13 protein-coding genes and 1 pseudogene are annotated in these 14006 nt (G+C 58.6%); 8 read left to right on the top strand and 6 right to left on the bottom strand.

What is annotated here, in order from left to right:
- Positions 1–16: 16 nt before the first annotated feature.
- Positions 17–457, bottom strand: a complete 441-nt coding sequence (locus IG168_RS02610; RefSeq protein WP_193161593.1) for a hypothetical protein — start codon at positions 455–457, stop codon at positions 17–19.
- A 101-nt stretch (positions 458–558) separates the two neighbouring features.
- On the bottom strand, positions 559–849 hold the full coding sequence (locus tag IG168_RS02605; RefSeq protein ID WP_226876464.1) for a TraR/DksA family transcriptional regulator: 291 nt from the start codon (positions 847–849) through the stop codon (positions 559–561).
- A 424-nt stretch (positions 850–1273) separates the two neighbouring features.
- On the opposite strand from IG168_RS02605, the gene dapB reads away from it, so the two are divergent.
- From dapB to greA, 7 genes and pseudogenes are all read left to right on the top strand, one after another.
- A complete protein-coding gene (gene dapB / locus IG168_RS02600; RefSeq protein WP_193161591.1) occupies positions 1274–2095 on the top strand; it encodes a 4-hydroxy-tetrahydrodipicolinate reductase in 822 nt (273 codons plus the stop codon).
- Between the two features lie 36 nt (positions 2096–2131).
- Positions 2132–2533: pseudogene (locus IG168_RS20580) on the top strand (ATP-dependent zinc protease family protein); the annotation flags it as partial.
- An 84-nt stretch (positions 2534–2617) separates the two neighbouring features.
- A complete protein-coding gene (gene rimK, locus IG168_RS02595) occupies positions 2618–3535 on the top strand; it encodes a 30S ribosomal protein S6--L-glutamate ligase (protein ID WP_226876470.1) in 918 nt (305 codons plus the stop codon).
- Positions 3536–3882: 347 nt separating this feature from the next.
- Entirely contained in the window at positions 3883–4476 is a 594-nt protein-coding gene (locus IG168_RS02590; protein ID WP_226876463.1) for a YfiR family protein, read from the top strand.
- Between the two features lie 344 nt (positions 4477–4820).
- On the top strand, positions 4821–5981 hold the full coding sequence (gene carA, locus IG168_RS02585; protein WP_226876462.1) for a glutamine-hydrolyzing carbamoyl-phosphate synthase small subunit: 1161 nt from the start codon (positions 4821–4823) through the stop codon (positions 5979–5981).
- Positions 5982–6071: 90 nt separating this feature from the next.
- Positions 6072–9302 (top strand): carbamoyl-phosphate synthase large subunit, encoded by a 3231-nt coding sequence (gene carB, locus IG168_RS02580; RefSeq protein ID WP_193161589.1) that lies wholly within the window; start codon positions 6072–6074, stop codon positions 9300–9302.
- 96 nt (positions 9303–9398) lie between these two features.
- Positions 9399–9875, top strand: a complete 477-nt coding sequence (gene greA / locus IG168_RS02575) for a transcription elongation factor GreA (RefSeq protein WP_193161588.1) — start codon at positions 9399–9401, stop codon at positions 9873–9875.
- A 71-nt stretch (positions 9876–9946) separates the two neighbouring features.
- Here the strand turns inward: greA and IG168_RS02570 are convergent, their stop codons facing one another.
- The gene (locus IG168_RS02570; protein WP_193161587.1) at positions 9947–10834 is read right to left on the bottom strand and encodes a hypothetical protein; all 888 of its coding nucleotides are present in this window, start codon (positions 10832–10834) and stop codon (positions 9947–9949) included.
- A gap of 33 nt (positions 10835–10867) precedes the next feature.
- Here IG168_RS02570 and IG168_RS02565 point away from each other — a divergent pair, with 33 nt between their 5' ends.
- Positions 10868–11113 (top strand): hypothetical protein, encoded by a 246-nt coding sequence (locus IG168_RS02565; RefSeq protein WP_193161586.1) that lies wholly within the window; start codon positions 10868–10870, stop codon positions 11111–11113.
- 227 nt (positions 11114–11340) lie between these two features.
- Here IG168_RS02565 and IG168_RS20885 read toward each other — a convergent pair whose 3' ends face one another.
- From IG168_RS20885 to IG168_RS02550, 3 genes are all read right to left on the bottom strand, one after another.
- Positions 11341–12234, bottom strand: coding sequence for a hypothetical protein (locus IG168_RS20885; RefSeq protein ID WP_193161585.1), 894 nt, complete (start codon positions 12232–12234; stop codon positions 11341–11343).
- Positions 12235–12381: 147 nt separating this feature from the next.
- On the bottom strand, positions 12382–13266 hold the full coding sequence (locus IG168_RS02555) for a hypothetical protein (protein WP_193161584.1): 885 nt from the start codon (positions 13264–13266) through the stop codon (positions 12382–12384).
- Positions 13267–13377: 111 nt separating this feature from the next.
- Positions 13378–13518, bottom strand: coding sequence for a hypothetical protein (locus tag IG168_RS02550; RefSeq protein ID WP_193161583.1), 141 nt, complete (start codon positions 13516–13518; stop codon positions 13378–13380).
- Positions 13519–14006: the final 488 nt, after the last annotated feature.

The following is a 14006-nucleotide window of genomic DNA, read 5'->3' as shown; positions in this document are numbered from 1 at the left end:
TTTTATCTGCCGGGTGTCAGTACTCGGCCAGGCGGCGGCGAAACTCCTCGTGGTATTCCCGCTGAATCTTTTTCAGTTCCGCAAGCTGCGTTGCATCCAGCAGGTCGACCAGTTTCGCCCGGGTTTCGGCGCGGATGGCGATCATTTTCGCGTCGATTTCCTCTTTCTGCTTGGTGCTGAGCTTGGGCTTGCTGCCGGAGAGGAAACCATAACTTTTCAGCATTTCCTTCTTCTTTTCAAAATCCTCCTGGAGAATGGGCAGGGCGACTCTTTCCTGTTCCGGTGTCAGCTTCAGCCGCAGGGTAATCCAGTCGGCAATATCGTCGTATTTCTCCCAGAAATCGTCCCCGAGCCCCTCATCGCCGGCGCGCAACTGCAGGGCGGAGAACAGCAGGCTAATGGCAAGTAGCAGGACCAGGTAGCGGCCTCCGGTCGTCGGACGATCAAGTGATTGCATGGTTGGCGCTCCAATCATCTATATGACTTGAAGCGTAGCAGCAGCGCCGGTTGGTGTTGTGCGCAAGGTAGTGCACTTTGTTATCAGTTTGTGATCCCTTATTACTCCGCACACCGGATGCAACGGGTGATCGTGGGGTCTGCCTCCAGGCGGCGGGACTCGATGTCTTCGTCGCACACGTAGCAGTAGCCGAAATCGCCGCTGTCGATCCTCTGCAGGGCGCCGCCGATGGCGGCGAACTGTAACTGGCGGCGGCGCACCGACTCGATGGCCATCTGCTGTGCCTGCATGGCTTCCATTCGCGACAAACGGCCGACGCTGGACTGGTCGAGTTCCACCGGGCGCCCCGCCCGCGAGGCGGTTTCCTCCAGTGCGGCAAGCTCCGATTGCATAGCCAAAAGTCTCTGCTTGAATTGTTGCAGTCGTGAAGCTTCCATTGGGTACCCTTCGGGGGTTTGTTATTGTTCTCCGCAGTCTACGCGAAACCTATGCCGATATGGCGGGGGCAGGGTAGAATCCGCGGCTTTTAGGAACCTCTGACCAAGCCCGTGATGCCTCTGGCTTTCAGAGCGGTTCACAATCAAGGCGCGGCTTCGCTGGAATGTCTGGACCTTTCAAGGAGCCGCAACGCGGAGTGTGAATTGCTCTGAAAGCCCCGCGGGGCGGGATCTGAAGGCAGCAGCTGCTGCGTTGCCGCTCTTGCAAAGGGCTGCGGCCATTCGCGGCGAACTGCGCCTAACATCTGCAACCTTCAGATCCCGCAGAGACAATACGGACTTGATCAGAGGTTCCTCAGGGCGAGCAGGAGATTCCACCATGGCGGTAAAAATAGCGATTACAGGGTTCGGCGGGCGTATGGGGCGCGCGCTGGCGGAAGCGGTCATACAAGCGGACGCCGCCGAACTGAGCGCCGCCATAGTGCGTCCGGGATCGAGCCTGGTGGGCGCCGATGCCGGCGAGGTGGCCGGCATCGGGCGCAATGGGATCGTCATCGTCGACAGCCTGGACAAGGCCGACTTCGATGTATTGATCGATTTCACCGCGCCGGCAGCCACGCTCGCCAATGCCGAATACTGTGCTGAGCAGGGCCGACCGATCGTGGTCGGTACCACCGGATTTGATCCGCAGCAAAAAAAGGCATTGCTGGCCCATGCGGAAAAGGTGCCCCTGTGCCTTGCCAGTAACTTTTCTACCGGCGTTAATCTCTGCTTCAATCTGCTGGAAACCGCGGCGCGGGTGATGGGGAACGATTCGGATATCGAAATCGTGGAAGCCCATCACCGCCACAAGGTGGATGCGCCCTCCGGCACAGCGCTGAGCATGGGCGAAGTGGTGGCGGAAACCCTGGGCCGCGACCTGGCAAAGGTCGCAGTCTATGGCCGCGAGGGTCAGACCGGCGCGCGCGAGCGCGAAACCATTGGCTTTGCGACGGTGCGCGGCGGTGATGTCGTCGGCGAGCACACGGTCAGTTTCCTGGCGGACGGCGAGCGGGTCGAGATTACTCACAAGGCCAGCAGTCGCCTTTCGTTTGCCCGCGGCGCCGTGCGTGCCGCCATCTGGCTGATGGGCGACGATGTCCAAAACGGTCGGCAGCCCGGCCACTACGATATGCGCGATGTCTTGGGTTTGAAAAACTGAGCCCGGCGTCGCACAAACCTTATCGAGGATCACGAGTTGGAAAAAAAATTAATTGTCGGCAGTGAGGAGTGGTGCAGCTTTCCTGGGCTCGGAGTGCCGGCGATCAAGGCGCGGGTGGATTCCGGGGCCAAGACTTCGTCGCTGCACGCCTACAACATCCAGACGTTCAAGCGCGACGGCGATCCCTGGGTGAGTTTCGAGGCGCACCCCCTGCAGCATCTGCGCCGCCCGTCGGTGCGCTGCGAAGCGCGGCTGCTCGACAAGCGCCTGGTGCGCAGTTCCTCCGGCGACAGTGAAAAACGCCCGGTGATCCGCACCGCGCTGTCCATTGGCGGCAGCGTCTGGGATATCGAACTGACGCTGACCAATCGCGACTCCATGGGTTACCGCATGCTGCTCGGCCGCGAGGCAATGCTCGGGCGCATGCTGGTGGATCCATCCGAGAGTTTCTGTCTCGGCGATATGCCGCCCAGCCAGTTGGAGGAGTATTACCGGGACGAGCACCATATCGCCGGCACCGGCCTGCGTATCGGACTGCTCGCGTCCAATCCGGACCTGTACAGCAATCAGCGGATCATGGAGGCGGGGGCAGAGCGCGGCCACCGCATGAGCTTCCTGGATATCCGCCAGTGTTATATGAAGCTGGATGCCAACGAGCCGGAAGTGCATTACCGCGACGGCCGTATCCTCAACAACCTGGACGCAGTGATTCCGCGTATTCGCCCGAGCCAGACGTTCTACGGCTGCGCGCTGACGCGTCACTTCGAGAGCATTGGTGTGTTTGCCCTTAACGGATCGGCGGCCATCAGCCAGTCGCGGGACAAGCTGTTCTCCCTGCAGTTGCTGCAGCAGAGCGGCCTGAATATCCCCACTTCCGGTTTCGCCAACTCGCCGGTGGACACCAGCGAGTTGATTGAGATGGTCGGCGGTGCGCCACTGATCGTGAAACTGCTCGAAGGCACCCAGGGGCGCGGCGTGGTGCTGGCGGAAACCCGCAAGGCGGGCGAATCGGTGATCAACGCTTTCAAGTCGCTGAAAGCCAACCTGCTGGTGCAGGAATTTATCCGCGAGGCCCAGGGCCGGGATCTGCGCCTGTTCGTCATCGACGGCAAGGTCGTGGCGGCGATCCAGCGCGAGGCGGCCCCGGGCGAATTCCGCGCCAATATCCACCAGGGTGGCACGGCGTCCGTGGTCAAGGTCACCGCGGAGGAAAAGCGCCTGGCGGTGAAGGCGGCAAAGGTGCTGGGGCTCAAAGTGGCCGGTGTCGATATCATCCGCTCGCGCAAGGGGCCGCTGCTGCTGGAAGTCAACTCGTCGCCCGGGCTCGAGGGAATCGAGAGCGCAACCCGCAAGGACGTTGCCGGATCCATGATCCTCTCCATCGAAAAGGCGCTCAAATGGCGCCCGGCGATTGCCACGCCGGTAGAGTCGCCAATTTAGGAGTAAGGTTGGAGCGGTCCGGCGGCCGGCGGCCCGTAGGTTCCGGTCCTTCACCGCGTCAAATTCACCGGGCGCTACCGCTGCGCCCGGGTTGCCCCTGAGGTAGCCGCCCTCACCCCGTTTGTCGACTGGCGCCGGTCCCTCCGGCCCGGTTTGGCGAAGCTTCTCCCCCGAGACTAACCTTCTGGTGAGCTGCAGCCGCACCCGCGGCGGGAGTTTCATCCGCCGCCCGTCTCCCTGCGTCGTTACCTCTGTCACAACTCCTGGCCGTCACGGATGGTGGACCAAATCCGGCACGCCGTGCCTCGTCGCGGTTGGGCGGTGACCTCTACAAGGCTATGCGCGATATGAAGAATCGCAGAACCCACAGTTACCTGAACATTTTCAGCCTGGCACTGGCGCACCTGGCCCTGCTCGTGCTGTTGATGGCGTTGATGACTCCCGCGGCACAGGCGGGCCCCTTGCTCTCTGACTCACCGGCCGGCCGACGGGTCATGGTCAACTATATCCTGCACTTCGCACATCACGTGCAGTGGCCCATCGAGGTATTTACCGGCACCGACGCACCGTTTCGAATCTGCGTGATGGGCGGTGACCAGCTGCGCGATACCCTGGCTGAGCGGCTCGCGCACCACCGGGTGGCGGGACGCCGGGTGGCGCTGGAAAGGGTCAATCAGGGCGAACTGACCCGCGCGCGTAGCTGTCAGATTATGGTGATGGGGGAAATGAAGCGCGCCACACTGCTGAAGGCGGTGGGCGAGCTGGAGTTTTTCCCGGTACTGACGGTCAGCGACGCAGAGCGCTTCGCCGCCACCGGGGGCATCGTCGGTTTTACCGGCACCGGAGACAACGTGGCGCTGCAGCTGAACAAGACGATGCTCGACCGGGCCGAGTTGAAGATGGGCGACAGCCTGTTCCGCGTCAGTCGCAAGTTGCAGTAAGTGTGGATGCCCGGTCGTCTGGGGTCGGCGTAAGTCGCCGCTCGGCGTCTTTTTAGCACTGGCACCTGAAGGTGAATTCGCGTAGAATCTGCGCCCGGTTTGGGCCGGCCCCGTAGATTCCCCTTTGGCGGGAAATGTGTTGCGGTGAGGCTGCCCGGTCATCGCCGGCGGCAAGCGCCGGCCACAAAAAGTGAGAGCCGCGCGTGAATAATTCAAAAGAGCGAGATGAGACTGAGGGGTTTCATCTCGCTTTTTTACAATTAGCGTCCGCAAAATCCGCCCGCAAGCAGTTCTGAAGATTGGAGATCAATTTGACTAAAACTGTCCCCACGCCGGAGCCCCAGATGCCCCGCACCCTAATGGGAACCTCCACACCGGCCCTGCTGGTATTGGCAGACGGCAGCGTATTTGAGGGGCGCGCAATCGGCGCCCATGGCAGCGCCGTTGGCGAAGTCGTTTTCAATACTTCCATGACTGGCTACCAGGAAATCCTCACCGATCCCTCCTACGCCCGCCAGATCGTTACCCTGACATACCCCCACATCGGCAATACCGGCACTAACTCCGAGGATGAGGAGTGCGCGGATATTTGGGCCGCGGGCCTGGTGATCCGCGACCTGCCGCTGCTGGCGAGCAGTTTCCGCAAGGAGCAGTCGCTGCAGGACTATCTCCGGGAGCGGAACGTGGTCGGTATCGCCGATATCGACACGCGTCGCCTGACCCGCCTGTTGCGCGACAAGGGCGCCCAGAGCGGCTGCATCGTCGCCGGAGAGTCAGTTAACAAAGAGAGCGACCGCGAAGCGGCACTGGCCAAAGCCAAGGAATTTGCCGGTCTCAAGGGCATGGACCTGGCCAAGGTGGTCTCCACCAAATCCGCCTACCCGTTCAACGAGGGCACCTGGGAACTGGGTAGCGGCCACAAGCCGGCACCGGAGCAGCCCTTTAAAGTGGTGGCCTACGACTTCGGTGTGAAGCGCAACATCCTGCGTATGCTGGTGGACCGCGGTTGCGATGTCACCGTGGTGCCGGCGCAGACCCCGGCGGCAGAGGCGCTGGCCATGAATCCGGACGGTATCTTCCTGTCCAACGGTCCCGGCGACCCCGAGCCCTGCGACTACGCCATCGAGGCCATCAAGACCTTTATCGACAAGGGCATCCCCACATACGGTATCTGCCTGGGGCATCAGCTGCTGGGCCTGGCCGTGGGCGGTCGCACCCTGAAGATGAAGTTCGGCCATCACGGCGGCAACCACCCGGTGCAGGACCTGGCGACCAGCAAGGTAATGATCACCGCGCAGAACCACGGTTTCGCTGTCGACGCGGACTCCCTGCCGGACAACGTCGAGGTGACCCATAAGTCCCTGTTCGACGGCACGCTGCAGGGCATCAGCCTGAAGGACAAGCCGGTGTACAGCTTCCAGGGACACCCGGAAGCGAGTCCGGGCCCGCACGACATGGCACCGCTGTTCGATCGGTTTATCGAGCTGATGAAGGCGGAGCGCTGAGGCGCGCCGCCGCGGGTAGAGCGCCCGCCCCAAATCGCGAACCCTTATTCAAGACCTACCGGTGACAGGCCGGAGTGAAACGGAAGAAAGATGCCAAAACGCACAGACATCAAAAGCATTCTGATTATCGGCGCCGGCCCCATCGTGATCGGCCAGGCCTGCGAATTCGACTATTCCGGAGCCCAGGCCTGTAAGGCGCTGCGGGAAGAGGGCTACCGGGTGATTCTGGTGAACTCCAACCCGGCCACCATCATGACCGACCCGGCCATGGCCGATGCCACTTATATCGAGCCGGTGGAATGGCGCAATGTGGCCAAGATCATCGAGCAGGAGCGCCCGGACGCAGTGCTGCCCACCATGGGCGGCCAGACCGCGCTGAACTGCGCCCTGGACCTGGACAAGCACGGCGTGCTGGAAAAGTTCGGTGTGGAGCTGATCGGCGCGGACAAAAACGCGATCGAAAAGGCCGAGGACCGCGACCTGTTCGACAAGGCGATGAAATCCATCGGCCTCGAGACCCCGCGCGCGAAAATCGTGCACTCCCTGGATGAGGCGAAGAAGGTCCCGGAGGAATTCGGTTTCCCGGTGATCATTCGCCCGTCCTTCACCATGGGCGGCTCTGGCGGCGGTGTGGCCTACAACTGGCCGGAATTCGAGGAAATCTGCAAACGCGGCCTCGACCTGTCTCCGACCAACGAACTGCTGATCGACGAATCCCTGCTCGGCTGGAAAGAGTACGAGATGGAGGTGGTTCGCGATAAGAACGACAACTGCATCATCGTCTGCGCCATCGAGAACTTCGACCCGATGGGCGTGCACACCGGTGATTCCATCACCGTGGCCCCGGCGCAGACGCTGACCGACAAGGAATATCAGCTGATGCGCAACGCCTCCATCGCGGTGCTGCGCGAGATCGGCGTTGAGACCGGCGGTTCCAATGTGCAGTTCGGCGTCTGCCCGAACACCGGCCGCATGGTGATCATCGAGATGAACCCGCGGGTGTCCCGCTCCTCGGCGCTGGCCTCCAAGGCCACCGGTTTCCCGATCGCCAAGGTCGCGGCGAAGCTGGCAGTGGGCTACACCCTCGACGAGCTGCAGAACGACATCACCGGCGGTGCCACCCCGGCTTCCTTCGAGCCGAGCATCGACTATGTCGTGACCAAGATTCCGCGCTTCACTTTCGAGAAATTCGGTGAGGCGGACGCGCGCCTGACCACGCAGATGAAGTCTGTGGGTGAGGTGATGGCCATCGGCCGCACTTTCCAGGAATCCATGCAGAAAGCGCTGCGCGGCCTGGAAGTGGGCAGCTTCGGCCTCGAGAGCAAGATTGACCCGAACGAAGAGGGCGCCAAGGAGCGCCTGCGCCGCGAACTGTCCGTACCCGGCGCCGAGCGTATCTGGTACGTGGGGGATGCCTTCCGCATGGGTATGAGCGTGCAGGATGTTTACGAGCTGTCCGGCATCGACCCCTGGTTCCTGGTACAGATCGAGGAGCTGATCCGGATCGAGGAGCCGCTCAAGTCGATGCCGACTTCTGCTCTGGATAGTCAGACCATGCGCTTCCTCAAGCGCAAAGGCTTTTCCGACAAGCGCCTGGCGGACCTGCTGGGGGTGAGCCAGAAAACCGTGCGTGAATTCCGCCACAAGATGGGCATTTTCCCGTCTTACAAGCGTGTCGACACCTGCGCGGCCGAATTTGCGACCAGCACCGCCTACATGTACTCCACCTACGACGAGGAGTGCGAGGCGAATCCGTCCGACAACAAGAAGATCATGGTGCTCGGTGGCGGCCCCAACCGTATCGGTCAGGGCATCGAGTTTGACTACTGCTGCGTGCACGCGGCACTGGCCATGCGCGACGACGGTTACGAGACCATCATGGTCAACTGTAACCCGGAGACAGTTTCCACCGATTACGACACTTCCGACCGCCTCTACTTCGAGCCGGTGACCCTGGAAGACGTTCTGGAAATCGTGCGCAAGGAAAATCCGGTGGGGGTGATCGTGCAGTTTGGCGGCCAGACACCGCTGAACCTGGCCCGCTTCCTCGCCGCCGAGGGTGTGCCGATTATCGGTACTACCCCGGAGCAGATCGACCGCGCGGAAGATCGCGAGCGCTTCCAGCAGATGATCATGCGCCTCGGCCTCAAGCAGCCGGAAAACGCCATCGTGCGCTCGGTATCCGAAGCGATTCAGGCCGCCAAGAACGTGGGCTACCCGCTGGTGGTGCGCCCTTCCTATGTACTGGGTGGCCGCGCGATGGAGATCGTCTACAAGGAAGACGAGCTGTTGAACTACATGAAGGAAGCGGTTCAGGTGTCCGATGAGGCCCCGGTGCTGCTCGACAACTTCCTCAATGCCGCCATCGAGGTGGATATCGACGCGGTATCCGATGGCCAGGATGTAGTAATTGGCGCCATCATGCAGCACATCGAACAGTGTGGTGTGCACTCCGGCGACTCCGCCTGCTCCCTGCCGCCTTACAGTCTGCCGGAAGACGTGCAGGACCTGATGCGCGAGCAGGTGAAAGCCATGGCGCGTGAGCTGGGCGTCGTGGGCCTGATGAATACCCAGCTGGCCTACCAGGACGGCGAGATCTACGTCATTGAAGTAAATCCGCGCGCATCCCGTACCGTGCCGTTTGTGTCCAAGTGCATCGGTACCTCACTGGCCAAGATCGCGGCGCGCTGCCAGGCCGGTATGACCCTCGCCGAACAGGGCTTTACCAAGGAAATCGTGCCGGACTACTTCTCCGTCAAAGAGTCGGTATTCCCGTTCAACAAGTTCCCGGCGGTGGATCCGATTCTCGGTCCGGAGATGAAATCCACCGGTGAGGTGATGGGCGTGGGCGAATCCTTCGCCGAAGCCTTCGGGAAAGGGTTGCTGGCAGCCGGTGACACACTGCCGGAATCCGGCAAGGTGTTCATCTCCGTGCGCGACTTCGACAAGCCCGCCGTCGTGAACGTGGCGAGAGACCTGGTGGGCCATGGCTTTGAGCTGGTGGCCACCCGCGGTACTGCGAAGGTCTTGCAAGACAGCGATATTCCCGTTACAACCGTCAACAAGATGAGCGAAGGGCGCCCGCATATCGTCGATATGATTAAAAACGACGAGATCGCCCTGGTGGTCAATACCACCGAGGGTCGCCAGGCCATTCGCGATTCCGCCGATATCCGCCGCAGCGCGGAGAATCACCAGGTGTGCTACACCACTACGCTGGCCGCGGCCAAGGCCATGGCCCTGGCGATGCAGCAGGGTGAACCGCTCCAGGTTCGCCGCCTGCAGGACCTGCACCAGCGTGTGGTAAAGCTGCCGGAATAGATTAAGGACTGTACATACCAGCCAGACTTCGCTCTCCTATTTCACGATAGGGGCGAGGCCTGGCTTTGTTGTAATAAAAATATTGGAGGTCCCACATTGAACCGGGTACCAATGACCGTTGAAGGCGCCGAAGCTCTGCGCGCCGAACTGGATAACCTGAAGAAAGTCGAGCGTCCATCCGTGGTGCAGGCGATTGCCGAGGCGCGCGAACACGGCGACTTGAAAGAAAACGCCGAATATCACGCCGCGCGCGAAAAACAGGGATTTATCGAGGGCCGGATCCAGGAAATTGAAGCCAAGCTGTCCATGGCCCAGGTGATCGATGTGAAAGCCATCGAGCCCAGCGGCAAGGTGATCTTTGGCACCACGGTCAGCATCATTCACATGGAAACTGATGAAGAGGTGACGTACCGCATCGTCGGCGATGACGAAGCGGATGTGAAAAACCGCAAGATTTCGGTAAATTCACCGATTGCCCGCGCCCTGATCGGCAAGGAAGTGGGCGAGGTTGTCGTGGTACATACCCCCTCGGGTGCGGTGGAATATGAGATCGATTCGGTAGAGCACCTCTAAAAAGCGCTTATTTCCCGACAAAAAAGGGCGGCCACAGGCCGCCCTTTTCATTTTTAATGGCTACAAACAGCTTACTGATTGACGATTGCCATGTGGCCATAGCCAGTCTGAGTCTGGTCTGAGCTTTCACCCACTCCGCGCTGGGTGACAAGCGCGGTATTGAATCCACCGCTCTGGAAGAGTACTGCCGAATGGCCATAGCCATACTGCTCGACGTTGGCGCAGTTCAGGAAGCCGTCCTGAATAATCTGCGCTTCGTTCATTGCACCATACTGGCCGAGATGCGCCTTATTGCCCCATCCGAATTGCGAGATAAGGGCAATATTGTCGATCCCGACCTGGTCCACTGACAAGTCGTTAAAGCCACCGTCCTCTTGGGTCAGCAAGAGGTCGTTATCAACGCCTGACTGACCGGCCTTGATGTCGTTTTTAAGGCCGGATTGAGTGACGGTGACACTACCGCCGAAACTGAATACCTGATAAATATGGGCGTCGTTACCGATGCCCGATTGCTCCAAAGTTGCCGTGTTATTGGCGCCAATCAGTTGGGTAATAGCGCCGTCATTACCTAAGCCCGACTGGGTTATAGAGGTAATTTCCATTAAAGAGCTGAACTGGGCCACCTGCTTGATGTAAGCAGAGTTGAAATATCCGCTTTGCAGGGTGACCGCATGAGTGCCATTACCATAGCTTTGCAGGACAGTGGACTTGTTGAATCCATCATGCTGCTCCTGCTCGATCAGGCTTCCAGATTGGGCTGACTGCGTGGCGTAGGCACGGTTAAAAAAATCGGATTGGTTCTGCAAGATTATGTTGTCTTCGGTGGCGTAGCCGGTCTGGGTCGCCATGGCGGTGTGTCCTACACCCTCCTGCTCCTGTTCGACGGCGTTGTCGGCCGCCAGGGCGGTACCGCTGATGGCGAGTGCAAGGGCTGCGGCGATAGGGGTTAACGTCTTCATGAGTGTCTCCATTACTACATTGAGCGACTGACGTTGAAAAAACCGGCACTTCGAGTGCCGGATCACGATGGTTCCCAGTGGAATACCATGTCGGGCTTCAGCTACACGCTGTCTATTGCCGATAAAACGGTGGCGTGGGGCTGCAATTCGGTGGGGGCCGAAGCGACGCTCCGGCACGAGGTGAAATGTAAAACGGGCCTGTTGGCAGAGAAGTTTGCGATGGATTCATTGGAAGTACTGCTGCTTTCATCCATGAATGGATCGACATCCGGTCGGTGATGTTTAAATTCTCGCCGCTGTACGATGGGTCTGCCATGAGAGAGAAGTGCGGATTTCTCTAGGAAGAAAGTTTGGGTTTCGGCATCTAAATCCTCGTTGTGTAATTAGACGCGCCAGGATTTTCGGGAATAGCACCGTAAAAGTGCACGGATAGCCCGGTATTCTATGGCTCTACCCAATTCTCCCAATCTGCCTTGGCAAGGCGCTTGTTCCTTTGGGGGAGACAATCAATGTTGGATGACTGTCGCCGTATTGGCGGATCCAACTTGGGAGACGGAGGCGCTGCCCGAGTATCCACTCTGGATAATGAGCGCTTGGTTGAGTGCACCGGATTGGCTGATCATCGCCTGGTTGCCACCCGCGGGCCCGAAACCAGCGGACTGGATGATGTCTGCAGAGTTAAATTGACCATCCTGATTGACGATTGCGCTGTTGTACCAGCTTGTCTGCAACACATTGGCATCGTTGCCGTAGCCACTTTGCATAATATCCACCGAGTTGTTCATGGCCTGCTGCGTTACTTCAGCCCGATTGTCGATGCCTTGCTGGGCAATACGCGCGTAGTGGTCTGCACCGTCCTGTGCGATTTCGGCACGCTGTCCTGAACCCTGTTGATAAATATAAGCTTCCGAGTGATAGCTGGCGTATTGGCCAATACTGGCGCCATGCAGGGAGCCGACCTGTTCGATCACTGCCACATTATCTCGGCCAAGATACTGGTAAATTTCGGCGTCGTTATGAGATCCCTGTTGCCTGATTGTCGCACTGCTTCCGTCGCTTGCAATCTGCAAGGTAGACGCTTGCTGGTAGATACCGGATTGGTAAATGTTGCTGTGGTTTTCGGATCCATCGAGCTGCAGGGAATAGGCGCGATTGAGTGTTCCGTCCTGAACTTGATAAATCGTGCTGTCGACCTGATGGCGTTGCGTTGATTCGGCGTTGTTGAACTTTCCTGACTGCTGCTGATGAATCAAGTTACCGATCGCAGCGGGATCATCCTGGTTAGCAGTAGCGACATTGGCCGTCCCATTCTGTTGGAGAATGACGGTATTATCCGCGGCTATAGCGAAGCCACTTGCAGTCAGGAAAGTTGCTAAGAATACTGGGGGTAGCGCTTTCACAAGTGTCTCCTTTACATCACATTTCAAAGGGATTTTGCGTGCTTATCCGCGCGAAGGTTTCAGCCACCAGGGCTTAATCCTATCCACTGTCGGTGCATAGAGTGGGCGGCCACTTGGGCCGCCCTTGTTGCGTGAATGGATCTGCCGTTAGTTCTGAACAATGGCTCCTGAGTTTCCGATACCGATCTGGGTAGCCGTAGCGGTACCACCGAAACCCGTTTGGGTCGTCCAGTGATAGTTGTGGGCACCAACTTGCGTGGTATAGGAGTGGTTACCTGCGCCCCCCTGCACCGTAGATGCATAGTTGGCGCAGCCAGCTTGGGTGGTTACCTGAGCGTTGTAAAAACCATACTGCTCAACATCAGCGTCGTTGTACTCGCCGCTTTGCGTCACCATAGAGTCGAGATCGTAACCAAATCCTTGATATACATCGGCGTCGTTGCCGTGACCGTCCTGGTCTATGTTCGAGACAGCATTAATCACCAGGAATTGATCTGTATCGGCATAGTTGTGTGCACCTTTCTGCACGATCAGGGAATAGGCATCTATGGTCGCGATTTGGCTGATTCCACCATGGTTGTGGGCGCCGTCCTGGTAAACGACGCCTCTGGCGTCACTGCTTGCAATCTGGTCAACATTGGCATTGTTGTAATGCCCGTCCTGATGGATTTTGGCCGCGCTGTATTGGGCATAGTGTTGCCAGGTTACACCTTCGTTACCGGCGCCGTACTGCTCAATTTGCGCAATGTTTTCTTCGCCACCTTCTTGCGAGGAAAGGGCGAATTGATATGCGCCGTACTGCTCGTGTTTGATGTTGCTGTATTCTTCACCGTAATACTGGAACGCTGCAGAGGAATGGAAGGCTCCGACTTGAATCTGTTTTATCGTGTCGCCGTCGGTATATTCAGACTGGTGGGCATAAACATTATGGCCAAAACCAACCTGTGTTTGCTCCACCGAATTGCCATCTGCAAAGGCACTGCCACTTGCTGCAAATACTATCGCCGCGGCGATGGGGGTTAACGTCTTCATAAGTATCTCCTTTAACTGTCGACGTTGAATGCATCAGCACACTCCGTACTGAATTACAATGGCGCTAACTCCTGCGCCATATCGGGGTCAGTAAAGGGGACGCTGGTTGCGTCATCCGATACCTTTACTGAAAATTTTTTCGATGGCATCTGACTTTTCGTGCTGGCCATTTCCTTCTTGCGCGATTGATGCCGTCCGGGTTGTTGGACAATTTGGCATCGCTTTCACGTTGAACCGCTGCACGGTTTTCAATGTGTGCCTCCCAACCCCGGGCTGTCCGAGAGGCGGAGACTGCGCCACAAGCTGAGCCGAAAAATAAAGCGATAGAGTTCTGCGGCAGTAAGCTGGTGATTTATGTTTCGATGAAAACCGGTTACCTGGGCGATCATCAAGTGACCATATTGATCAATTAATAATCTATGTGGGGAGAGTTTTGTTGGAGAACAGACGGGTCGCTATAGGAGGGAAGTGTCGAAACTCTAGGAAAAAAGTTCGTTTTTTGATCAATGGTTGAATTGCCGGCAAGTGCGCTGGCGCGAGTTAGGCGATTCAGGAGGCTTGCGGCGCTGAAGTGTGTGGCGACGTCAGATGAGGGGTTACCGAACCCGTTAAATTATGGCGGTGTGAAAGCGCATTGCCGGGGCAGCATCAGGGCAATAGAGGGGCCGCATTGGGGGACGCCGGAGGTTCAACCGGGGCAGGGTACTTTACGCGAATTTCTGTTGCTAAAAAGGCACGCT

It is taken from the genome of Microbulbifer hainanensis (assembly GCF_014904735.1).
Lineage (GTDB): Bacteria > Pseudomonadota > Gammaproteobacteria > Pseudomonadales > Cellvibrionaceae > Microbulbifer > Microbulbifer hainanensis.
The sequence above is the reverse complement of the archived record's forward strand: the minus strand, read 5'-3'. Positions and strand labels throughout refer to the sequence as shown.